The organism is Candidatus Tisiphia endosymbiont of Melanophora roralis (assembly GCF_964026575.1).
Taxonomy (GTDB): Bacteria; Pseudomonadota; Alphaproteobacteria; order Rickettsiales; family Rickettsiaceae; genus Tisiphia.
Genome location: NZ_OZ032161.1, coordinates 91,147 through 115,313, shown reverse-complemented (window position 1 = coordinate 115,313; position 24,167 = coordinate 91,147). Strand labels below are relative to the sequence as shown.

The window sequence follows — 24,167 nt, the reverse complement described above, 5'->3', positions numbered from 1 at the left end:
TAATTTAATGTAGAATTAAAATAACGAAAGAGGCATTTTATGGAAGATATTGACAATTGGCAGATAAAGTTTAAATCTTGCGAATATTCTGCTAAATTACTTAGTAAATTGATTTTACTAAATGAAAAAGTAACTCACCCAGTAGATATCAGAGAAATTATCAAAGCTCTCTATTATGCTAAGAAATATCATGGTAGTCAAATGCGGCAATCGGGTGAACCATATTACTCACACCCGATTGAAGTAGCTTATATGTTTGCTAGCTATACAACTCAAGCAGTTCACCAATTGTTTAACACTAACATGATCGTTACCAGTTTACTACACGACACGATCGAAGATACAACACTTACCGAAGAGATGATTGCTCAAATTTTTGGGAGTCTAATTGCTAGCCAAGTGGAAGCTCTAACAAGAATCAAGCCTTACGGCAAGATTAGTGCTAAAGAGACTCTAGAGTTATTAATTCAACAAGAAAAATATGATGTAGCATTGATTAAAATTTTTGATCGCATTCACAACTTACAAACTCTAGGAGCTAAATCACCTGAAAAGGCACTGAAGATAGTTAAGGAAACTATAGGATATTTTATAACTCTTTGTATTCGCTTAGAAATACCAACAGCCGAGCAACAATTAGTAAATCTATGTTACAAAAATTTGCCTATTAACTCCATACCGGCTCTAGACTATACAGTTTTCTGAGTGGATGATTTTAGCTATTTTCGTCAGGTTTTCAAAATGCAATAATCCGTAAGTAAAACCAATGATTATAGGAATCATAATAAACCATATTCCCCAATTGCCAAAACACTCAACAAGGTAGACAAAACCAAAAGCACTAATAACATACATTAAAGCACGAGATACAGCAAATGTTATGCTGGCACAAGTAAAACGTTTAAATATAGGAAAGCTTTTTAAACAAATAGGAGTAGCGGGGTTTAAGCATTGTTTCCATAAGACTATAAAAAATTGAATAAAAAATAACTGATAAGGAGAATTAAGATTATTCAATAAATACGGACAAAATATCATAAAAATAGAAAATATTAACAGTACAATTTTCATGATTAATAATGGATATACTTTTAAACTTAAATAACATAATATTAATATGGTTAACAACTCCATTATACAAACAATAAAATTATGCTTAATAATTTCGGGTACTGTGTAACCAAAGCTAGTTTTTAAAATATTACCACAATATATATAAATGGAATAAACACATACCGGTAAGGCACATTGTAGTAAAAAGAAAGCTATTATAGTTTTTTTATTAACTTTTTCTTGCCAAATAGGATCGTTTTTTAAAATATTTATATCTGTATTAGTTGTTTTAAAAACTCTTTTTATTCGACGTTTGGCATCAGCAAATTCTGGGGCTTCTCTAAGTTTTTTTCTTGCAACAGAACCAACAAATGCAATTATTGCACCAATCCAAAAGGCCATACGCCAATTAATACCATAACAAACAACAAGTGAGGCAATTGCCAAAGCTCCTACTGTTCCTAGGACAGCACAAGCCCCTATAAATCCAACACTTGCATATTGTATTGGTGGGTGAAGCATTTCAGTTAAATAAAGTTCTGCCCCTACTATTTCGCCCATAGAAGACATACCTTGAACAGCCCGACAGGTAATCGCTATCCAAACCGTTACGATTCCTACTTGTTCGTAAGTAGGCAGATTAGCCATAACAACGCAAGCAAATGCCATCATAAAAGTTGTGATGATAACTGTTGATTTACGCCCTATATTATCACCTATCCATCCAAATATTAAAGCCCCTAATGGTCTAAGTAGGTAAGTTGTACAAAAAGCACCTGCAGAATACAAAGCAGTAGTGTGTGGATCAGTTTTGGGAAAAAATAATTCATTAAGAACCCCTGCCATATGAACGTAAATCATCAAATCAAAATATTCAAGGAAAGTGCCTATTGATAGTAACCCCACAGCTTCTTTTTGTTCTTTGTTTAAACTTCTTTGTTCTTGAGGATACCCTATCATTTTCCTTACCATCGGTAGCTTGGTTATTAATGATAGCAAGAAAAAATAATATTAAAAGTGAAATGATAATTTTTAGTTGACAATATCACCGAATATTTAATAAAGCCTAAATAGTCTAGGAGATACCTCTTTGACATATTCACTATACATTTCAGGATAATCACCTTTGAACTTTGGTAGGTCAAAGGTTTTGCGGGTAGCTTGCTTCCACGATACAAGAATATTATCACCTTTTTTTAGGTAAATATGGAATTGCATATAATTCATCACTTCTAACTTTAAGCTATCTTCCTTGCAGAGTAGCTGTTGATGTATCTCTTCCAACTGATTCAGCTCTTTTACTTTTTCAGCTATTGCGTCATTTGCTTCAATAATATTTTGGCTATCAACATTATTGCTAGAAATAGCATAGTGTTTTCTTGCCTGCTGGGCAGTTTGGGGCATAGTTTGGGACACAGTTTGCGGTATTACCTCAGGGGTAGTGGAAGTCTGTTTTACAGTATCGTTTAAAACAATTTCCTGAGGTTTATTTTTCTTTTTGCTTAAACTAACAATGTTTTGATACTGATCTTGATTTCTTTCTATTTTGATCCTTGCGGCTTTCATTTTTTTATCCTTGTTGATATGATACTGTTTGTAAAAATATTTCTCTCTCTAATAATCGTCTTCTAACTAAACCTTTAAGCTTGATACCTCTAGCATAAACCCATTTAGGAAATTCATCAGCGGCTGATAAATATTCACCTCGTAGCAGCTTCTGTCGTAAACTGGAAGCTTGAAATGCACCAGCTCCGCAGTTAAAGATAAATGATATCAAAGCCCCTTCTTGTGAGCAGTTTAATGGTACACGGCAATGTCGATAAATGGCATATTTGGCTTGTTCTATATCCTGCTCTAGCAAGTAATCAGCGTGTTCTCGCGATATACCATCAGACATTTGTTGTTGTTCGTACTCTTTGATCACATGCCCCCAGCCAATAGTTTTTAAACCAGCTGGGCAGTAATATGGTTGTAGCTTCAAGCCTTCAAAGATTTTAATGATATATTCTGCTTTACTATTGCTATCATTTGCAGCAAGTTTAATATTTGTATCCATTAACTTTACCATTACCACTGCCATTGCTATAGGTGTAACCGTTATTGTTACCATAACCATTAACTCTAGATCTGCCAAAAGCCCGATGACCAAACCAAAAACCAATAACTGCACAAAATATACCTTGATCCTCACTGCTCCATATAGTGTCTGATGCACCAAATTTTATGAAGATCGCTAGTTTTAATGCTACATAGAGCAGAAAAAATATATAAGTAATCATGGGTCTAACACTGGTAGATAAAAAATCTACCCAATTATTATTGCTGTTATTGGCTATTTGCATACCGGCATATTGATACAGATATTTACTCTCATCATTATCAGCCTGAATTTGGATTTCCTCAAGTCTAGCACTATGGACAGTATTTGAAGCTTTGATTTGCAGACCGATTAATTTCAGCTCATGTTCCTTGTCTTTCTTATCCTTAAGAAAATGCAAAATTTCCGGTATAAAACTGCTGAAAAATCCTAACAAGCCTGATATTAGTGCTAACATATTAATATACTTAAATTATTACAGTTAAATTACGTTAAAGGTCATAGTTCCATTAACGGGATCGATTACAGTTTTTAACTGCCCGGTAAAACCTACGAATTCAAAGAGAGTCTGATTTTTAACCCTACTATCCCAAGAAACCTCATTTTTACTTAATTGTGTTATTTTGTTATTTAAATTTGTTATTTGATTATTTAAACCATTAATCTCTTGTTGTTTGTAATAAATCTGATTAGTGAAGTTATTAACTTGCGTAGTTAAACTATTAATCTGTACTTGTTTTTGCTCAACTTGTCTGAGTAAATTAGTATTCTCATTTTGTTTTTGATTAACAACGTTATCTCGTGCAACTAGCTGTTGTTCTAAATCACCTATTTTATTAAGCAAACCTTCAGTTTCATCTTCTGCTGCAATATCTGATAGGTGTAAACTAGCTAGCGAGGTTAGGCTTTGGCTTAAATCTTTACTATTCTCAAGACTAAGGCTATTTAGGTTGTCAGAACTATTAACACAGATGATATATTTTAGCCCTTTAATATTGCTGGCTCGAAGACGTTCATTTAGGTTCTTCAGATTATCTCTACCAACTCGGTTGCCTAAATTCCAAGGCAGGACGATATAATTACCTTCATCCTTAGAATTCATGGATATTTTAGTGAAAGGATGCCCAGTACCCAAATAAAAGCTTAGTGATGCTTTAGGAAATGTTCTAATCTCAGTGCCGCTCGCAGTTACTATGTGCAGCTCTGCTTTTTCTACTTGATTTGGTATAAAAATCTTATCGCCTAAGTGAAATTTAGCGATATCCGGTAAATGATCACTATTACTTGCATGAACATTTTTCATGATTGTTCTAAGATTATCGATATCTTGTGATCTGTTAAATTCGACAACAATTTTTCGTATTTTTCCCATATAATCCCCTGTAGTATCTGTATTGTAGGGGAGTTATTATATCATAAAAAATCACAATTTGCATCAAGTTTTGTGATATTTTTACATCATATTTTCACTAATATAAGTTAAATTGTTTTTCAACTTAACTTAGCAAATATTTGTTACTCAAAAACTATATAACAAAACGAAAAAACTGTTGCCTGTTAAAAGTTTTTATGTCAAAACACATTAAGGAACTCTCTAAAATTAGGTAGGTAAAATGACTACTAAACATTTGAAGCATGACCAAATTTTTCGCAAAGTAATGGAAAATCCACTAGTAGCACATGAATTCTTAAACGCTCATTTGCCTAAACATATTAAAGCTCTGATAGATTTTCCTAGTTTAAAATTTGAAAACACCAGTTTTATAGAGCAAAATCTAAGAGATTCTATCTCTGATGTGTTATTTTCTGCTAAGTTTGATGGTAAGGACGGTTATCTGTTTCTCCTCATTGAGCATCAAAGTTCGGCTGATCATTTTATGGCATTCCGTTTGTTACGATATATGTTAAATATCTGTGATAGATATTTAACTGCAAATCCTAAGGCAAAGTCTTTGCCATTAATATACCCACTAATATTTTTTAATGGTGCGGGGAACTATAATGCCTCTCGTAATTTGTGGGAACTTTTTGAAGATAACCTACTAGCTAAAGAGATTTGGACAAATGATTATCAAATAGTTAATGTTAATGATATTCCTGATGAGCAGTTAAAGCAAAGGGTGTGGTCTGGGATATTTGAGTTTTTTGCAAAACATATAAGAGAACGCGATCTACTTAAAAAATGGCAAGAAATAGCCGATATGTTACCTGAACTAGTCAAGGTAAGTATTGGCTATAACTATATAGAGCTGCTACTATGCTATACGTTGACAAGAATAAATAAAGAGGATAAACTAGAATTAGAAAAGCTATTAACAAGTAAGTTAAATCAGGAAACAGGTACAAGTCTTATGGGTAGTTTGGCACAACATTGGAAAGAAGAAGGCATTCTAGAAGGCTTTGAAATTGGTGAGGCTAAGGGAATCCAAATCGGAGAAGCTAGAGGAGAAGCTAGAGGAGAAGCTAAATTAATAAGAATGTTAATGAGAAAAGGAAGGGCTGTTAAGGAAATCGCTACAATGACTGGCTTACCTATCAGTAAAATTAACGAGCTATTAAAAATAGATATTCAAGATGAAAGTCCGGAATAATAGAAACAATAAGAAATGCTTCAGAGGAAGAGGAGCTATTTGGCAAGTAATCAATATCTGTTAAATTGAAACTATAAAGCTCAATTAGTACAGATTAGTAACTAGCTAAATATAATTCCTAATCAAAACCTCTTCTGCATCTTTCCTTGCATTAGCTCTACAATTAATATTTCTTGGTGCTTCGATAATTTCTATATGAAAATCTTTATACATCTGCCTTATAAACTGAATATTGGAATTTGAAAGCATAAAATATACACCCTTATCGTTTAACTCTTTACATTTTTGATAAAGTTTTATTTGGTCTATTTCTGTAAAATCAGATTTTGTATATTTAGTAAACGATTTATTATTTATAGGATAATAGGGAGGGTCAAAAAAAACAAAATCACCTTTATTGGGAGAAATTTTGCTGAAATCTTGATGTTTGATATCAACATTTTGTAGAAATTCACTACAAGCTATTATATTTGTCTCATCAACTATTGCTGGATTTTTGTACTTCCCTATAGGCACATTAAATTCCCCTTTGTTATTGACTCTATACAAACCATTATAACAGGTTTTATTAAGATATATAAAATGTCCAGCAATTTCTATATCATTAACCATTAAATTGTTTTCGGATTTTGTAATAATATTCTTCACAATGGTTTACTTTATGTTTTGCCAATAGCTTTATCAATTCTTGAGGTTTATGTTTAATCACAGCATATGTAGTGATTAAATCTCGGTTTATGTCTGATATAGTCGCACTAGCTGGAGCAAGAGCAAACAATAGGATTCCACCTCCTACAAATGGCTCATAATAGCTTTTATAAGTTTGCGGTATTCTTGAAGATAATTCTTTTATTAAACGTCTTTTTCCCCCTGCCCATTTTACAAATGGTTTTGCCTTATGGTCATTTTCAATTATTATGTGCATTCTTTTTCCTACCAATTCAAGTTATGACAGTCATGGAAGCCACAGAGAGCGGGTTGTAGGTAGAATAAATTATGACCCGGGATGTTTCTTTGAAGATATTTTTTAAGCAACTTTTCTGCCTTATCCAGCTCACCATTTTTGATTAAAGTAACTATTGTGCCAAAATCAATAATATCACTACCCATAGTTCCTGCTAAAGCTTTAAGCAGATTATTATAACTATCATACTCATTAAAGAAAAAATCCCCAAATAATCCAAGACCTCCGCCTTGTAATAAGGACGCTATAAATACTCCTTCTTCGTTTGGTGCAATCCATTCTTTCCCTTCTACCAACCTTTTAGCATTGATCGACAAGTAACCAAGTCCTATAGAACCCGGCAATAATTGAAACAACATTTTAATAGTAGTCGGGTTTCTCATTGATTTAGCAATATCCTTCCATGTTGCTAAATCCAACAAATTGCCACTACCTATTTGTTGGTGGGTTGGTATTTGATCGATGGTTATTGATTTTAACGGTCTAGTAATGTAAGTATAGGCAAAAGTTTTGAATTGCATTATACACTGAATCACCGCGGCAGCTGGCGAACCTGCCTTAATGCCTAAATTACCGAGTAACACGGCATTTTTCTCGGCAGTATGCGGAGTGGCAATAGCTATATCAACCCGATCAAGTAAATATCTTCGTAAATTATTGGTCAAATCCTGCTTTAATCTAGTTATATCGAGACTATTAATTGTACTTTTAGCACTTTGTTGTTGTAAATGTTGCTCTAGTAAATGATCAGGTAGTAGTGCCATATCGGGTATTAAATATGGCTTATTGTCTATTTGCTGTACTAAATGCTGATAAAGATGCCAATTACTCTCATTAATCCCATATCTATTAAGCAAAGTTTGTAAATTATGATATAGCGAATTAAAGGGCTTATTGACTTGTGATGCTAAATTATGCGATAACAAATTACCAACTGTAGATTTCCAAGTATTATCCCACCATTCCATAAAGTTTAGTTTAAAAAATGCATTGGTAAGTTTAAATATGCTACCAGATACTGGATACTCTCCTGCAAAACGAGAATGACTGTGACTAAGCAGTGAATCTACAGCCACACCAAGCAAACTAGCAAGCTCTTTTTTCTTTTTACCATTAAAGCCTGTAGCCGCCACTTGTAATAAATTAGCATAAGACTGAAGTAGTGGTATGCCATTGTTCTGTAACTCACTGACAAAACTTATCATATCAGGGATTGAAGAAAGTACCACCTTGCCAAGATTTACCATACATTTCCAAGCACGATAAGCTCCAAAGATACGGTCAACTGATGGTATTTGTGGTTTTACTCCTAGCATTAGGTCTAATTGATTAGTAAAACTGTTGGAATTACTAAGTACCGCTAATTGCCTTAAAGCCCTGCTTCGAAACTCTACTTCTGCTGGTGATTTGTACGTCGATGCGGTACTCGAATCCTCACGTACATTAGAGTCACACTACTGGACAAAAGAGATGGGGTGGTTGCAAGAGCTAGTAAATAGAGTATTTTAGATTGAACACAAAAAAATCTGTGGTACTCTATGTTACTAGCCGAACTACTATATAATCATTTTGAGATGAAAGATACAAGACTAAACACGTTCAAGGGCATAATAAAATCATTAATGTTGTGTCGAGGAAGCAAATATAAAAATATGGCAGAAGAAATAGAAGGAGATAAATTATTAGATTCAAAAATAAAAGCGGTATATAGATTTCTTCAAGAAGACAATATCAATATTGATGATTATTATAAGTATATGAAAAATTATATTCCTCAAGGGAAAGTGGTTTTATCAATAGATAGAACCACTTGGGAATTAGGACAGGAGATAAGAAATATATTAGTATTGTCGGTATCATATAATAAAATTGCTATGCCATTAATATATAAAATAATTCCTTATAAAGGAGCATGTACGGCAGACGATCAAATTGCAGTAATATCGAAATTTATAGGGGAATTTGGTAAGGAAAAGATAGAGGGAATATTAGGAGATAGGGAATTTGATAATGAGAAATTAATTACCTATCTTCACAATAAAAATATTAATTATGCATTAAGGGTGAGAAGGACAAATAGAATAGTTAATAAAGAAGGTCAATGGATTAGGATCGATAGCATGAAAGAAATAAAGATAAGAAATTTTTCTACAAGGTTTTATTCTGTCCCAGTGAAATTTGATCATATCAAATTAGCAAGCGGAGAATATCTATCGATAGTGTATAGTAAGAACATGTCAAACGGATCTGAAATATATCGGAAGAGATGGGATATCGAGGCAGCCTTTAAAGGGTGCAAAAGTAATGGTTTTAGAATGGAAGATACGCATATAAAGAGTAAAGTGCGATTAGAGAATTTTATAAAATGTTTATTTATAGCATATGCAATGGCAATAAAAATAGGAGCAATTGGAGAGCAAGAGCAACCGATAAAAATGAAGAAAACGCTAGGATGTAGGAGTTATTCTGTACTACAGTTAGGTATAAGATCAATTAAACAAGCTTATAGTCGTTCTAAGCAATTTTTTGATTCCTTAATCATAAAATTGTTTAAGTTACACTTTGTGCAACCAACCTAACCTTTTTGTCCAGTAGTGTGACGTTTGAGTACGCTGCGGGTCGAGGTTCCGGTCCTCCTACAAATTCCCTAGCAGAAGCGAATTCTGCAAGAGGTCTAATATTAGTATCAATTCTTCGCTGCTTTCAAGAATTATTTTTTGAAAGTAGCATGGATGAGCCGTAGTCACGTATATCTAATTCTAGAAGGTTTTAGGCAAAAACGATCATTCCTAGCTAAAAGCGGGAATCTAAAAAATAACCTGCAAAGGCTATTAGATATTATGGATTCCCGTTTTTAGTATAAGAATGATATCAGGAGCGGTTAAACTTATGTTTATATCAACTATTGATTATAATTTTTAATTACCCTGCTCAAATTCGTGCTTATTCTTCTTGACACTAAAGACAATAAGCTTTAATATGTAGCCCTAGCCAATAAATAAGTAGGTTAGGCCTTATATGGCAGTCATTTCTAGAATTCTTTCGTATTTTTCTATAACTCACAATACATCCTCACCCTCAAAATTAACAAATAAATTATTAGAATATATTTGGCCTGTTGAAAGACATGAATTATCCAAATTTCTATATATAACATTATTGATGTTTTGTATTTTGTTTATACAAAACATTATCAGAGCCTTAAAAGACAGCCTTGTTAATACTATGATTGGTACTGAAACTGTATCATTTCTCAAATTTTGGGGTGTTCTTCCTTCTTCATTTCTAGTCATGATGATCTATGTAAAATTAGTAAATAACATGAAAGGTGAAAATATCTTCTACCTTATACTGTCAATTTTTCTAATATTTTTTGCCTTATTTGCTTTTTATATTTTTCCTAATCATACAATATTTCATTTGAGTAGTGAGCATGCAAGCATTTTAATAAAGTCTTATCCTAATTTGAAGTGGTTTATATTACTTTTATCTAATTGGAGTTTTTCCCTATTCTATATTATAGCAGAATTATGGCCAGGTGTGATGTTTGCATTACTCTTTTGGCAGTTTGTTAATAATATCACTTCGGTAGAACAATCGAAAAGATTTTATCCTTTATTTGGACTCTTGGCACAAACAGGTATTTACATATCAGGCAAGTTTTTAGAAAATTTAGCTTATTTCAATCAATATTTAATTAGAAATTTTGACTTAAAACATACAAATACAGAACTTTCAGTACAAATTATCTTAGTCTGTGTACTTGTTCTTGGTATAATAGCAGTGGCAACTTTTTGGATGTTAAACCATAAAATATTAGCTAAAGATCAGGTAGAACAACTGAAATTTTCGGTCAAGAAGCAATCAATAACTCTTGTGGAAAGTTTTAAAATGATTATCGCTTCAAGATATATTAGACTAATTGCTACACTACTTATTTGCTATGGCATAGCTATAAATTTAGTTGAAGGACCTTGGAAGGCATCAGCTGCAAAAATTTATAAAACGCCAACTGAATTCGCTGCTTTTGTTGGCAACTATCTAAGTATTACTGGCATATTTACTATTCTATTTGTTATTCTTGGTTCTAATATTGTAAGAAGGTTGGGTTGGTTTACAGCAGCAATTATAACGCCAATAATGGTTTTTGTAACTGGTATGTTATTTTTTGCAGTATCCGACTTTGATGGATTTGCTGCCTTAATTGTGGTTAGCTTTATGTTAACCGACCCTTCTTTGATTGCTATTACAATGGGACTAATCAATAATGTGCTAAGTAAATCAAGTAAGTATACTTTATTTGATTCTACTAAAGAAATGTCATATGTTCCTTTAGATACTGAACTTAAAACAAAAGGTAAGGCAGCTGCCGACATAATCGGCACTAAGCTTGGAAAGTCAACAAGTGCATTTCTCCAATCTTTAATATTTATTATTATGCCTTCTGCAACTTTTCAATCCATCTCTATCTATTTAATGGTAGTCTTTGGTATAATCTGTATCATATGGATTTGGACAGTTAGAGAATTAAGTAAAGAGTACAATAATATAACATCATGAATCTTAGACATTATTCCTTAAATCTAAGATAACAACTAATAGATATAATCTAGCATATTAATTTTTAACTCCTGCTCTAAAATAACAATTAGATCATCAGAGGATTTTGATTTCCATTTACCAGCAACATAATAAAAATGGTAAGGACCACTAATCGGTGAAGATAACCAAATTTCTTTAGCAGCTGAGTGTTTGTTAATAACAAATACTCCTTGGTTAGTAGTTAGGGTTAGAATATCACCTTGAAAATCAATATCGATAAGACAATTCTTATCTTCTGCCTCAATTGTATCGGCAATTAAAGATATTGTTTTTTCAGCCAATTTGGCAAATTCAGTATTGTCCATACTTAATGCTCCTTTAAACTTTTGCGATACATCTCAACGTACTTATTGTGATCGTTAAGGTTATTGGAAAAATTATGCCCTCCCATAATGTTAACAACAAAATATAATGAATCAATTTTAGCAGGATTTACTACAGCTTCTAAAGATTTTATTCCAGGGCAAGAAATAGCTCCAGGTGGTAAATTAAAGACATAATATGTATTATAGGGTGATTGGATAGCTAAGTCTTTTTTAGTTAATCGCCTTGCTAGTTTATCTTGCCCAAGTGTTATAGCATAAATCGTCGTTGGATCTGCTTGCAATTTCATATGTTTGGTAAGGCGATTTAGAAATACAGCAGCAATCAAAGGTTTTTCTGCGTCTAAGCTAGCTTCCTTCTCCACAATGGACGCTAAAATTAAGACGTCAAGACGGGTTTTTAATGGGGAATTGGGTGATAATTTTTCCATGACTTTGTCAAGATGCAGGGACATTAATTTTCGCATTTTATCAATGATCTGCTCTTTTTGATCACCATATGAAAAAAAATAAGTAGATGGCATTAAAAATCCTTCAGGAATTGTTCCTAGAATCTCACCAATTAAGCGTTCTTCATTATTAATCTTTTGTATTATTTCATGTACAAGCAGACCCTCAGGTATAATCATTTTATGAATAATCGATTTGCCACTGGACAATATTTTTAAAGTTTGCATTGGAGAAATATTTTGAGTAAAAGTATATTCCCCACTTTTTATAGGATGTTTTAATGAATATATTTTTGTAAGAAATGCAAATAAATAAGGATATTTAATGATTTTGTTATCATTTAATATCGTAGTAATTTGATCAATCGACAACTTAGGCTTAATTATTAGAGTTTTACTTTCTGCAAGTAAACCAGGTACAAATAAGTAAAATATACAAAAATTGATTCCGCTGATCAGCAAAATCAATGTAATAGTTACAAAAACAAATTTTATTTTTAGTATTTTCTTAAACAAGCTATACCTAATTAGAATTAGATGATTTCAGAAGATTATAACATAACCTCAACTATCGATGTAATAAATTAATAATAGGCGGAACAGTAATATAGGTAGTGATAACATTTAAATAATATGTTATGATGCAGATAATTAACATTCATAAAAATTATTAATATGCAAATACAGAAATGCTATCGCGTTATTTTTCAAACCTATGATCAATCTAATCCTCTAATTTAGTTAAGGAATATAATCAAATGCTAAGATATGATCTGTATAGAAGTGTACATAAGTTCATTCGTAAGAAGCTGTACCAGTTCGGAGAGGAGCTAGGTAAAACAGATTTTCGAAAAATAGCAGCTGTAATTGGTATTAAAGATTCTTTTAATAATATTGCATTTGATCTAAAAATGCATGCACAAAAAGAAGAAAAATATTTTACCCCATTGTTTAATGAAAAAGGATCAACCGTGCATAAGCATGTTGAACAAGTACATTACGACCAGGAAAATGAGCTGATGGAGTTTCAGGGGATTTTTGAAAATGCGATAAAAACAGTGGATGATGAAGAACGGGTTATACAAGGCTGCCATATCTGCTCCTTATATGATAAGTTTTTGTCTAACAATCTTCTGCATTTTTATCAAGAAGAAACCATATTAATGCCTGAATTATGGCATCTTTATTCTGATAAAGAGTTGCAGCAGGTTACCGTAGATAGTTATAGAGGTCTGCCTAAACATGTTTTATTAGATAGCTCGAGCTTCTTCCCGGTTTTGAATTTTCTTGAAAAACGTACTTATTTACAAGATATTAAAGAAGCTTGCTCACCTGAAATGTTTCTTGAAATTTGGAAGCGTACATTAGTCTCAGAAGGCTGTTTCACTAATGATGAAAAATCCACTTTCGCCATGGAGTTTGATTTGCCCTTAAAAGGCACTACTGCAGACAGTACAGAACTTGTAAAACTGTAATATATTTAGTGATTTCAACATATTTATGCTGCATTTAATACAGCAGTTTGCCACTTACGCGAATTTGGAATAAGAATTTGTCAATTCTTATATACTCTTCTGCTCCTACGAATTGTTTTTTGAAAATATCATGGATTCGCATGCGTAACTATACTATATGTACGCTTAGCATGCTCACCATTCATTTGCAAATCCAATTCTTCAAATCATTTGAGTATACCAAATTCGGTGAAATTATAGAAACAATCAGATTTGAGACGGCTCTGCATCTGATTGTTAAATTAATATTTTTAATTTTAATCCAAAACTGAGGTTAGTAAATACAATATCAGATTTTTGGTGTCCTTCATAATTCACAATTCTACCTCAATGATTTAAAGCATGAGGTATTTTCTTGGAATTAATAGATACATTAAATGCCATAGAGACCCATTTTCCAAGTTCTTCCTCTTGATCTAAAATCTCAGGTAATACTTTCCAATATGATATAGTTACCAGCTTATTTTTGCTATTATAGGTAAATGGCTGTGAGCCAAAAGATTTAAAATATTTAGCGGTGAAGCTATCTGCTTTAAAATATAGCTCACTTTCTGCAATAATCCCTATTATCACTCTATCTTTATATATGCTATAACTACCGAACATCGTACGAGTAGTTATTTGACCGAAAGGTGCTAATATATCTTTTATATACTCAATAAATTCATTATTTCTTACAATCTTGTACATATTTTGTACTTTTTATTTTTATAAGCTCATCATACTTTGCTTTAAGCTCATCTAGAGAATAATTACCATCATAATATCCTTGGATATTAATGATTCTTTCTAAATAAAAATTCAACAGCTCAGCTTTATTCTCTAAAATATTATTATCAATTTTTAAGTCTTTCGTAATATAGGCTAATGCTTGATTTTTGATAGCTGAGCAGTATAATTTAAATTCTTGGATTTTTTTTATAATGCTTGGAATATCTTCTGGTTTCATTACTATCAGTGCTACTAACATAACCACTAATATTTCTCCTAGAGACATAATAGACCTCTTCATAATTCTATTTCTGCTGTATACTCTTCTGCTTTTAATCCAAAATTGAGGTTTATACTAACTTTTTATGACGATATTTAGGATTAATAATATTTTCCCCTGTTAAATTAATCATATAATCATGGTAATCTTGGTAATTTCCTTCAAACCATGTAGCATTTCCATCTTTATCAAAAGCAATAATATGTGTTGCTATTCTATCTAAAAACCAACGATCATGGCTTATTACTAATACACATCCAGCAAAATCCAAAATCGCATCTTCTAAGGCTCGTAACGTATCAACATCAAGATCATTCGATGGTTCATCAAGTAATATAACGTTAGCTCCCTCTTTTAGTAATTTGGCTATATGCACTCTATTGCGTTCACCACCAGAAAGTTGCCCTACTTTCTTCTGTTGGTCTCCACCCCTAAAATTAAAGGCTGCACAATAAGCTCGACTTTTCATTGATCTAGAACCAAGTTGTAACTCTTCAAGACCTAAGGAAATCTCATCCCACACAGTCTTGTTATCGTCTAAATCATCTCTTGATTGATCAACGTAACCAAGTTTAACAGTTTGTCCTAATTTAATAGAGCCGTGATTTGGATCAGTTTTGCCAGTGATAATGTTAAATAAAGTAGATTTACCTGCTCCATTTGGACCTATAATACCAACAATAGCTCCTGGAACAACCTTAAAGCTAAAATCTGATAACAACACCTTATCACCGTATCTCTTTGCTATATGCTCTGCCTCTATAACTAAATCGCCTAGGCGTGGACCATTAGGTATAATAATTTGTGCAATGCCGGATCTTTGTTCTTTTTGTTTAGTCAACAAATCCTGATAAGCACTAATTCTAGCCTTACTTTTTGATTGTCTAGCTTTTGGTGATTGACGTATCCATTCAAGTTCTCTTTTTAATTGTTTACTCCTATCATCTTCTTCTTTATCTTCAAGCTCTAATTTTGCTTGCTTCTGCTCGAGCCAAGTAGTGTAATTAGAATGCCATGGAACACATCTACCACGATCCACCTCTAATATCCAATCCGTTACCTTATCAAGAAAATATCGATCATGGGTAATAACTACTACAGTACCTTTATAATTTTTTAAATAATTTTCTAGCCAAGATACCGATTCAGCATCTAAATGATTTGTCGGTTCATCGAGTAATAACATATCAGGCTTTTCTAGTAAAAGTTTACATAACCCCACTCGTCTTTTTTCCCCACCTGAGATTTTTGTAACATCGGCATCTTTATTTGGACACCTTAATGCAAACATAGCAATCTCTATTTCCCTCTCTAAACTCCAAGCATCACAACTATCTATTTTTTCCTGTAGATCAGCCTGTTTTGCTAGAAGTTCGTTCATTTCATCATCTGACATTTCCTCAGCAAATTTATAGCTTATTTCATTAAATTCATCGATTAAAGCTTTCTTCTCACTTAAACTTTCCATAATATTATCAAAAACATTTCGAGTAGGATCAAGATGCGGCTCCTGAGCTAAATAGCCAACTCTAACCCCACTCGCTACAAACGCCTCACCGTCATATTCTTTGTCAATACCTGCCATAATTTTTAAAAGAGTAGATTTGCCAGCACCATTTGGACCAATAATACCAATCTTTGCCCCTGGTAAGAAGGATAAATACGTTTCCTTTAAGATTTGTTTACCGTTGATAGTCTTACTTAGACCATTCATAACATAAACATATTGATATGACATAACTCTTAATTCCTTTATTGTCGATTATTTCTTATAATTTACTTGTAGCTTTTAACTTTATAAATAGTTGGTGGAAAAATTAACCTTAATATACATGAATTAATTTTATAGTTTTTGTAATATAAAGTATACTCGAATGATTTGAAGAATTGGATTTGAAAATGAGGGGCAAGCGAACTAGATTGAGTTTTTTTCATATATTCACCTTTTTAATTATTAAAACTTTAATCTAGATTTAGCCCAATCTCTATTAAAAACCTCTAAACCTGAATCTGTTAGTGGATGATCTAATAATTGTTTGATAATTTTACTAGACATTGTAGCAACATCAGCTCCATACATAGCAGATTGATAAACATGGTTCGGGTTTCTTATAGATGCAGCTAAGATTTTTGTCTGATATTGATAATTATCATACATCTGTCTTATATCTCTTATTAAACTCATACCATTCTGACCTATATCATCAAGCCTACCTATAAAAGGTGATACATAATATGCTCCAGCTTTTGCAGCGATAAGAGCTTGATTAACCGAAAAGCATAGTGTCATATTTACTTTCTTGCCTTTATTTGCAAAATACTGGCACACTTTAATACCATTCCATGTCATAGGTAATTTGATAACAATATTACTTGATATTCCTAAAATTTTGTTACCTTGGCTAATCATAGTGTCAACATCATTGGCAGCTACTTCTACACTAACATCAGAGCGTACTATCTTACATATCTTAATAATGGTTGATCCAAAATCATCTTTTGTCTTAGACATCAAAGAAGGATTAGTAGTTATACCATCAATGATACCCAATTGGTTAATCTCATCAATTTCTTTAATATCAGCACTATCTAAAAAAATTTGCATTTAATTTAACCTCGACAAAATTGAATCAAGTTCCTCTAAACTATTATAGTGAAATATTAATTTTCCACCAATTGGATAGTCTTCAATAGTTACTTTTATATTAAATCTTTCTGACAATGATTTAGCTAATAACTGTAAATCATTATCTTTACTACCTTCTTTTAGGAATTTCTTTCCTACACGTTTCTCATGTTCTGGTGCTTTTGTATATTCATTTTTGGACCAGTTTCTTACCATATCTTCAGTTTGACGAACATTTAAATCATTCTCAATAATATGATTAGCTATTATCTCAGCCTGCTCATGATTAATTAAACATCTTGCATGTCCCATAGTTAAAAAACCATCATTTATTTTATCTTTGATAGATTGTGGCAATTGATTTAGCCTTAATAAATTCGCTATATGACTACGACTTTTGCTAAGTTTTCCTGCTAGTTGCTCTTGTGTATAACCAAACTCTTTTATTAATCGCTCAAATCCTTCTGATTCTTCTATAACCGATAATTCTTCTCTTTGAATATTTTCAATTAGAGCTATTTCTATAATCTCTTTATCATTTAAATCTTTTATAATCGCAGGAATATCAGTAATCTTAGCTATCTTACAAGCACGCCAACGTCTCTCACCAGCTATAATTTTATATCTCCCCTCGCTAATTGAACTAACAATAATTGGTTGTAACAAACCATTATTACTTATGGAATCGGCTAATTCTTTTATTTTATCATACTCAAATTTTTTCCTTGGTTGATTATTCCTAGCTTCAATTTTGTCGATATCTATAATTTTTACTAATTCATCTTTCTCTATAGTAAAAACCTCTTCTCCAAGCAAAGCTGACAACCCTTTACCTAAACCTTTGTTCTTCATATATTTCTACCTAAAATCTCTTTAGTAAGTTCCATGTAAGCAATAGAGCCAGCACATTTATGATCGTAAATAATTGCTGGCTGACCATAAGATGGTGCCTCAGATAGTTTTATATTCCTTGGAATAACTGTCTTAAATACCAATCTTCCTAAGCATTTTCTAACGTCCTCTTCCACTTGTTCAGTTAATAGATTGCGTTTATCGTACATAGTAAATAAAATACCAGCGATTTTTATTTTTGGGTTTAGATTCTTCTCTATAATTTCAATTGTTTTTAGTAAATGACTTAACCCTTCTAATGAATAAAAATCGCACTGCATGGGAATTAACACATTATCACAAGCAACTAACGCATTGACTGTTAGCAGATTAAGAGATGGAGGGCAATCTATCATAACATAATCATAGTCACCGACTAAGTTATTTAATAACTCTGATAATAAATATTCTCGCTTTTTTATACTTAATAAATCCGACTCGGCACCAGACAAATTAGTATTAGATGTAATTAATTGTAAATTTGGAATATTTGTTTGTATTATAGCTTCTCCAATAGGCTTTGAACCTGTTAATACCTGATAAATAGTAACCTTTCTATCTTGTTGACTTATACCAAATCCAGTGCTACTATTTCCTTGAGGATCTAAATCTATTACTAAAATTTTTTTATCCATTACAGATAAAGCTGTCGATAAATTTACAGTAGTCGTAGTTTTAGCAACTCCACCTTTTTGATTAACTATCGCAACTATTTTTGTCATGTATATTACTAATTTCTAGAATTTTACTATTATTAGAAGTCTCACTATCATATACCGAATACCAAAAAGACCACCTCTTTTTGGCATTCTCAATTTCTTCGTGATACTGCTCACCTTTAAATAATAAATATTTATTTTTTACATTAATATGTTTGGTATAAACAAATATTTTCTCTAACTGAGCAAATGCCCTAGAAGTTAATATATCACAATCTAATTTAACATCTTCTATTCGTTGATTAACCACCTTTACTTTGTTACTAGAAATTTTAGAAGCTTGCAATAAAAAAATAGACTTTCTTATATCAGATTCCACTAAAGTAACATTCTTTATCCCTGCAATAGACAATACTATCCCTGGAAATCCACCACCCGAACCAACATCTACTAAATGGATATTGTGGTCATTTATGTACTTCATGAGTTGCAAAGAATCTAAAATATGTCTTACCCAAAACTCATGTTCGGTATTACAAGAAACGAGGTTAATAGTTTTATTCCACTTCAATGTTAACGATTGATATTTTCCTAGAGCATCTATTGTTTCACGTGAAATATTATCACAGTCATACATTAATTTCTATGCCTTGTTTTCATATAAATTATAATTGCTATTAAAGCAGCTGGAGTAACACCGGATATTCTTCTAGCCGCACCAATAGTAGCTGGTTTATGATGGTGTAGTTTTTCTCGCACCTCTGTAGACAAACTTGGTATTTTAAAATAATCAATATCATCATCTAACAATTCTAATTCTTCTTCTTTAAATAATTGAATATCTGCATTTTGTCTAGTCAAATAAGAGGAATATCTTGATTCGATACAAAGATAATGAAGAAGTTTTCTATTTAATGAAACAAGCTCTGGAAAAATTTCTATTGTTTTATCGATACCAAAATTTGGTAATCCCAGCAAATCAAAGGCTGTTTTGTGTGAACCATCTTGTGAGATAGACACGCCTAGATTAGCTAACTTAGTGGTTGTTAGAGAAAGAGTTCTTACAATATTTTCTGCCTTATGAATATCTTCACATTTTTTGTTAAAAATCTCTTTGCGTAAATCAGATACAATACCAAAATCTATAGCCATTTGAGTTAGTCTTAAATCTGCATTATCTGCCCTAACTGAAAGCCTATATTCAGATCTAGAAGTAAACATTCTATAAGGCTCTGCTGTACCAAGAGTAATTAAATCATCAATCATAACACCAATATAGGCATCTGCTCTAGTCAAAATAAAATTTGATTGACTTTTTAGTGATAAAGCTGCATTAATACCTGCTATGATTCCTTGCCCCGCCGCTTCTTCATAACCAGTGGTGCCATTAATTTGACCAGCAAAGTATAACCCCTCAATTTTTTTTGTTTCTAAAGTTGCTTTTAATTCTCTAGGATCAACATAATCATATTCTATTGCATAGGCTGGTCTTAACATTGTAGCCTTTTTAAGACTAGGAATTGTCTTTAGTAATGCTAGTTGTATATCTTCAGGTAATGATGTAGATATACCATTTGGGTATATCGTATGGTCATCCAAACCTTCAGGTTCTAAGAATATTTGATGACTTGCTTTAGCAAACCTAGTAACCTTGTCCTCAATAGATGGGCAATATCTTGGTCCTATGCCCTCGATTTGTCCAGAATACATAGCTGATTTATCTAAATTATTTCTAACAATTTCATGAGTTTGTTCAGTTGTTCTAGTAACGAAACAATTTATTTGCTTTACCTTAATAGAATCTGTAAGTTCAGAGAAAGGGCGTGGCACGGCATCTCCAGTCTGCACTTCTACTTCGTTATAATCAATTGTTCTCCCATCTATTCTTGGAGGTGTACCAGTTTTTAACCTACCAAGGGAAAAACCTAGATATTTCAATGTGTTAGATAAGCCGTATGATGGCCTTTCACCCACTCTACCAGATGGGATTTTTTTAGGTCCTATATGAATGAGTCCAGATAAAAACGTACCTGTAGTCAACACAGCTTTTTGACATGCAATTCTCGTACCATCGTCTAAAATCAATGCTTTCACTCTAGAGTCTTGGATTTCAATATTTTCTACAGATGCATATAAAATTGTCAAATTTGGATGATTTATTAAAGCATTATACATAGCTTTTTTATAAAGTTTTCTATCAGCTTGAGCTCTTGGTCCCCAAACTGCTGGTCCTTTACTTTCATTAAGCATCTTATAATGTATACCAGCTTGATCTATAATTTTACCCATAAGCCCATCAAGTGCATCTACCTCTTTCACTAGAGTACCTTTCGCCACTCCGCCTATTGCAGGATTACAAGACATTTCACCAAGATTATCTAGCTTCAGAGTAATTAAAAGAGTATCTACACCACAACGTGCAGAAGCCGAAGCTGCCTCGCAACCAGCATGACCACCACCAATAACTACAACGCTATATTTCATAAGACTTAAGTTATTCTACAATTTCTTTTTTAGTAAAGAATAATTTCACTTCTCTTTCTGCACTTTCTAAACTATCAGAACCATGGATACTATTAGCCTCAATATTCTCTGCAAAATCTTTTCGAATTGTGCCTAGTTCAGCATCATTTGGGTTAGTAGCTCCCATTATTCTACGATTTTTTAAAATAGCATTTTCCCCTTTAAGCACCTGCAAGACGACTGGACCAGAAATGATATATTCCACTAAACTATTAAAAAATGCCTTTGACCTATGCTCTGCATAGAAATTTTCTGCTTGATCTCTAGTTAAAATAGTCATTCTTTGAGCTACTATTTTTAGTCCAGTATTTTCTAAGTAAGAAATAATTTTACCAATTAGATTTCTTTTCGTAGCATCTGGCTTAATCATTGAAAATGTATATTCTTGAGTCACAGTAAACCTTTATTAATTTATTGTTAATATTTATATAAATTTATATATTTTTGGCAAGCAAATTCTGATAGCATGGTTAAAGTGGTACTTTATGCAATTTTTCTAGAACTATAATTCCAAGTTAAGGAAAAAAGTATTGCCCCCAAGAAAGCAGAAAAGATAAAAAATAAAAAAACACCATTCCAACCTAAATTATCAGAAATCCAACCAACACATACCCCAGCCAATGCAGCACCAAGATAACCAAATAAGCCTGAAAGACCATTAGCTGTACCAACTGCTTGTTTATTAGTAAAATCTGCTGTAGCAACACCTATTAAGACTTGCGGTCCAGATACAAAAAAACCAGCCAAAGCAAGAATAATCATGCTAAATATTTCATACTCGTTTGGTATTTGCCAAAATAAAATAAGAGTAAAAGCCAAAACAAACATAAATACTGAACCAACTGGACCACGTCGTCCTTGAAATAGCTTGTCTGACATCCATCCAGCAACAACACCACCAATTAAACCTAAAATATCATAAGAAGCAACTTGTAGACCAGCTTGAGCAATAGTAACGTTTTTTAGTTCACGTAAAAATACGGGTGCCCAAAAAATTACACCTGACCGTACAATATAAACAAACATATTAGCAAAACACACATACCACACTAACCTATTACAAAATACAATTTTTATTAGTTGACGCGTTAATAAATTATCACCATTGTTTCCAAGAGATATATCACATTCTTTATACTCTTCTACTATGGGTAAATTAACCTCATTGGGAGAATTACGTAATCTATTAAATAAAAATAACGATATTAATAATGCCACTATTCCAGGAATTATAAATGCTGCTTTCCAACCATAAACGTCTATTAAATAGCCACACACTATCATAGTAGTTGCTCCGCCAATTTGATTAGAAGTAGCCCCTAAAGACCATTTCATTCCTAATTCCTTAGAAGCGTACCAATAAGTCAACATACGTGTTGCAGGCGGCCATCCCATGGATTGAAACCAATTATTCAGAATCCATAAAAGACCCAGTAAGGTTATACTAGAAGCGAAACCCGATAACAATGTTATGATGCCTACAAGGGCAAGACCAACCACCATAAATATACGAGCATTTGATCTATCGCTAAAGAATCCATTACACAATTTTCCTACACCATAAACTATAGAAGAGGCTGTTAAAATCCAGCCAAGTTGAGTTTTTGTTACCTCAAAATTATCCATTAAAGCAGGCATGGCAATATTAAAATTCTGACGACAAAATATGAATGTTGAATAACCAATAATTATTGAATATAAAATTCTAATACGCCAGCTATTATACTTTCTAGCATAAGGAGGTCTTTCTTTGAAGGATGTACTTACCATCGTTTCCTTAGGTTATTACTTGCAAACATTTGAAGAGAGTATATATGCTTGTCAGGAAAAATGCCACAAGCTATTATGTATTTTGTATCTAAAACTTATTTTTTATTAAATGTACTTGAGATATATTGCGAACTAGGTTAACCTCCTATAGAATCTAAGACAATAAAATTAATTCCAAACGACAATTATGACAAAATTATTAAGATTTTCTCTGTTTTTTGTTATACTCTTGCAATTATTATCATGCACTCCTGGTCCTCCTTACGAGATTAAAAGCCCTTGTGTGTCTATTGAATCAACAGATTCTTCGAGTACTGGCAACCCATGTGTTCGTAGACCGGTAAATTTAACTAGAGATATTGCCTAAAGGTTTACTTTTATAATAATGTACAAAATTAGTAGATTGTATAATTACCTAATAGATTATATCTTGCCAGCAAGATGTTTGTCTTGTGCTGAAATGACTGCCACTAAAGAGGGTTTTTGTCTAAATTGTTGGAAGAAACTTGATTTTATTACAAAACCTTACTGCAATATTTGTGGTTGTAGATTAGATATATCAATTTTAGATAATATGTGTTGTGCAAAATGCTTTCAACATAAACCTTGGTATGATGTATCTCGTAGCTTAATTAAATTTAATGAGCATAGCAAAGAAATAATTCATGCCTTTAAATATCAAGATAAAACTATTTTCTCCAAAACTTTCAGCAAATTACTTTATAGACAATATCACAGCGAATTTCAAGATATTGACCTGATTATTCCAGTTCCAATGAATAGATTCAAAAGATTGTTTAGAATGTATAATCCTGCTTTGATTATGGCTCAAGAAATCAGCAAACTACTAAAAAAACCGGTAAGTCCTGACGTATTAATTAAGTCAAGATGGACCAAATCCCAAACTTTTTTATCTAAAAAAGAACGAGAAAAAAACTTATCAAATAGCCTTATATTCAATAAAAAATATCAAATTATAGGTCAAAAAATATTATTAGTAGATGATGTATTGACAACTGGCACTACCATTAACAAATGTGCTAAAATCTTGAAGGATTCCGGGGCTAAGAGTGTTTATGTTATGACAATTGCCATGACATAAATACTCTTATA

25 protein-coding genes and 1 pseudogene are annotated in these 24,167 nt (G+C 32.3%); 7 read left to right on the top strand and 19 right to left on the bottom strand.

The window, feature by feature from the left end:
- The first annotated feature begins 39 nt into the window (after positions 1-39).
- Positions 40-705, top strand: coding sequence for an HD domain-containing protein (locus tag AAGD53_RS00510; protein WP_341762870.1), 666 nt, complete (start codon positions 40-42; stop codon positions 703-705).
- Here the strand turns inward: AAGD53_RS00510 and AAGD53_RS00505 are convergent.
- From AAGD53_RS00505 to AAGD53_RS00485, 5 genes are all read right to left on the bottom strand, one after another.
- Entirely contained in the window at positions 685-2,013 is a 1,329-nt protein-coding gene (locus tag AAGD53_RS00505; protein ID WP_341762869.1) for an MFS transporter, read from the bottom strand. The two genes, AAGD53_RS00510 and AAGD53_RS00505, sit on opposite strands and share 21 nt — an antisense overlap.
- A 96-nt stretch (positions 2,014-2,109) precedes the next feature.
- Positions 2,110-2,619, bottom strand: coding sequence for a hypothetical protein (locus AAGD53_RS00500; RefSeq protein ID WP_341762868.1), 510 nt, complete (start codon positions 2,617-2,619; stop codon positions 2,110-2,112).
- Between the two features lie 4 nt (positions 2,620-2,623).
- Complete coding sequence (locus tag AAGD53_RS00495; protein WP_341762867.1) at positions 2,624-3,163, bottom strand: lysozyme; 540 nt, start codon at positions 3,161-3,163, stop codon at positions 2,624-2,626.
- On the bottom strand, positions 3,093-3,608 hold the full coding sequence (locus AAGD53_RS00490) for a hypothetical protein (protein ID WP_341762866.1): 516 nt from the start codon (positions 3,606-3,608) through the stop codon (positions 3,093-3,095). The genes AAGD53_RS00495 and AAGD53_RS00490 overlap by 71 nt, the downstream gene beginning before the upstream one ends.
- 24 nt (positions 3,609-3,632) lie before the next feature.
- The gene (locus tag AAGD53_RS00485) at positions 3,633-4,523 is read right to left on the bottom strand and encodes a hypothetical protein (protein ID WP_341762865.1); all 891 of its coding nucleotides are present in this window, start codon (positions 4,521-4,523) and stop codon (positions 3,633-3,635) included.
- Between the two features lie 241 nt (positions 4,524-4,764).
- Between AAGD53_RS00485 and AAGD53_RS00480 the strand changes: the two genes are divergently transcribed.
- The gene (locus AAGD53_RS00480; protein WP_341762864.1) at positions 4,765-5,742 is read left to right on the top strand and encodes an Rpn family recombination-promoting nuclease/putative transposase; all 978 of its coding nucleotides are present in this window, start codon (positions 4,765-4,767) and stop codon (positions 5,740-5,742) included.
- A 105-nt stretch (positions 5,743-5,847) separates the two neighbouring features.
- On the opposite strand, the pseudogene AAGD53_RS00475 reads toward AAGD53_RS00480, so the two are convergent.
- Positions 5,848-6,667, bottom strand: a pseudogene (locus AAGD53_RS00475) (DNA adenine methylase).
- Positions 6,668-6,675: 8 nt separating this feature from the next.
- Positions 6,676-8,022, bottom strand: a complete 1,347-nt coding sequence (locus tag AAGD53_RS00470) for a hypothetical protein (RefSeq protein WP_341762863.1) — start codon at positions 8,020-8,022, stop codon at positions 6,676-6,678.
- Between the two features lie 222 nt (positions 8,023-8,244).
- Here AAGD53_RS00470 and AAGD53_RS00465 point away from each other — a divergent pair, with 222 nt between their 5' ends.
- Together AAGD53_RS00465 and AAGD53_RS00460 are read left to right on the top strand one after the other, a co-directional pair.
- Complete coding sequence (locus AAGD53_RS00465; RefSeq protein WP_341762862.1) at positions 8,245-9,285, top strand: transposase; 1,041 nt, start codon at positions 8,245-8,247, stop codon at positions 9,283-9,285.
- Between the two features lie 439 nt (positions 9,286-9,724).
- Positions 9,725-11,266 (top strand): Npt1/Npt2 family nucleotide transporter, encoded by a 1,542-nt coding sequence (locus AAGD53_RS00460; RefSeq protein WP_410521106.1) that lies wholly within the window; start codon positions 9,725-9,727, stop codon positions 11,264-11,266.
- A gap of 35 nt (positions 11,267-11,301) precedes the next feature.
- Here AAGD53_RS00460 and cyaY read toward each other — a convergent pair whose 3' ends face one another.
- Both cyaY and mltG read right to left on the bottom strand, forming a co-directional pair.
- Positions 11,302-11,613, bottom strand: a complete 312-nt coding sequence (gene cyaY, locus AAGD53_RS00455) for an iron donor protein CyaY (RefSeq protein WP_341762861.1) — start codon at positions 11,611-11,613, stop codon at positions 11,302-11,304.
- 2 nt (positions 11,614-11,615) lie between these two features.
- Complete coding sequence (mltG, locus tag AAGD53_RS00450) at positions 11,616-12,584, bottom strand: endolytic transglycosylase MltG (RefSeq protein WP_375333235.1); 969 nt, start codon at positions 12,582-12,584, stop codon at positions 11,616-11,618.
- Positions 12,585-12,838: 254 nt separating this feature from the next.
- Between mltG and AAGD53_RS00445 the strand changes: the two genes are divergently transcribed.
- The gene (locus tag AAGD53_RS00445; RefSeq protein WP_341762859.1) at positions 12,839-13,555 is read left to right on the top strand and encodes a hemerythrin domain-containing protein; all 717 of its coding nucleotides are present in this window, start codon (positions 12,839-12,841) and stop codon (positions 13,553-13,555) included.
- 366 nt (positions 13,556-13,921) lie between these two features.
- Here AAGD53_RS00445 and AAGD53_RS00440 read toward each other — a convergent pair whose 3' ends face one another.
- The 10 genes from AAGD53_RS00440 to AAGD53_RS00395 form a co-directional block, all read right to left on the bottom strand.
- Positions 13,922-14,284, bottom strand: coding sequence for a TfoX/Sxy family protein (locus AAGD53_RS00440; protein WP_341762858.1), 363 nt, complete (start codon positions 14,282-14,284; stop codon positions 13,922-13,924).
- Positions 14,262-14,606: a DUF2672 domain-containing protein gene (locus AAGD53_RS00435; RefSeq protein ID WP_341762857.1), complete on the bottom strand. Its 345-nt coding sequence runs from the start codon at positions 14,604-14,606 to the stop codon at positions 14,262-14,264. Before AAGD53_RS00435 ends, AAGD53_RS00440 begins: the two co-directional genes overlap by 23 nt.
- 49 nt (positions 14,607-14,655) lie before the next feature.
- A complete protein-coding gene (gene ettA / locus AAGD53_RS00430; protein WP_341762856.1) occupies positions 14,656-16,323 on the bottom strand; it encodes an energy-dependent translational throttle protein EttA in 1,668 nt (555 codons plus the stop codon).
- 216 nt (positions 16,324-16,539) lie between these two features.
- Entirely contained in the window at positions 16,540-17,190 is a 651-nt protein-coding gene (gene fsa, locus AAGD53_RS00425; RefSeq protein ID WP_341762855.1) for a fructose-6-phosphate aldolase, read from the bottom strand.
- On the bottom strand, positions 17,191-18,063 hold the full coding sequence (locus AAGD53_RS00420; protein WP_341761568.1) for a ParB/RepB/Spo0J family partition protein: 873 nt from the start codon (positions 18,061-18,063) through the stop codon (positions 17,191-17,193). It abuts the gene before it with no gap.
- The gene (locus AAGD53_RS00415; RefSeq protein WP_341762854.1) at positions 18,060-18,824 is read right to left on the bottom strand and encodes a ParA family protein; all 765 of its coding nucleotides are present in this window, start codon (positions 18,822-18,824) and stop codon (positions 18,060-18,062) included. Before AAGD53_RS00415 ends, AAGD53_RS00420 begins: the two co-directional genes overlap by 4 nt.
- The gene (gene rsmG, locus AAGD53_RS00410; protein WP_341761566.1) at positions 18,799-19,398 is read right to left on the bottom strand and encodes a 16S rRNA (guanine(527)-N(7))-methyltransferase RsmG; all 600 of its coding nucleotides are present in this window, start codon (positions 19,396-19,398) and stop codon (positions 18,799-18,801) included. The genes AAGD53_RS00415 and rsmG overlap by 26 nt, the downstream gene beginning before the upstream one ends.
- On the bottom strand, positions 19,398-21,245 hold the full coding sequence (gene mnmG / locus AAGD53_RS00405) for a tRNA uridine-5-carboxymethylaminomethyl(34) synthesis enzyme MnmG (protein ID WP_341762853.1): 1,848 nt from the start codon (positions 21,243-21,245) through the stop codon (positions 19,398-19,400). Before mnmG ends, rsmG begins: the two co-directional genes overlap by 1 nt.
- Positions 21,246-21,255: 10 nt before the next feature.
- Entirely contained in the window at positions 21,256-21,678 is a 423-nt protein-coding gene (gene ndk, locus AAGD53_RS00400; RefSeq protein ID WP_341761565.1) for a nucleoside-diphosphate kinase, read from the bottom strand.
- A gap of 89 nt (positions 21,679-21,767) precedes the next feature.
- Entirely contained in the window at positions 21,768-23,054 is a 1,287-nt protein-coding gene (locus AAGD53_RS00395; RefSeq protein WP_341762852.1) for an MFS transporter, read from the bottom strand.
- 187 nt (positions 23,055-23,241) lie between these two features.
- On the opposite strand from AAGD53_RS00395, the gene AAGD53_RS00390 reads away from it, so the two are divergent.
- Complete coding sequence (locus AAGD53_RS00390; protein WP_341761563.1) at positions 23,242-23,421, top strand: DUF2706 domain-containing protein; 180 nt, start codon at positions 23,242-23,244, stop codon at positions 23,419-23,421.
- Positions 23,422-23,439: 18 nt separating this feature from the next.
- A complete protein-coding gene (locus AAGD53_RS00385) occupies positions 23,440-24,156 on the top strand; it encodes a ComF family protein (protein ID WP_341762851.1) in 717 nt (238 codons plus the stop codon).
- Positions 24,157-24,167 lie beyond the last annotated feature (11 nt).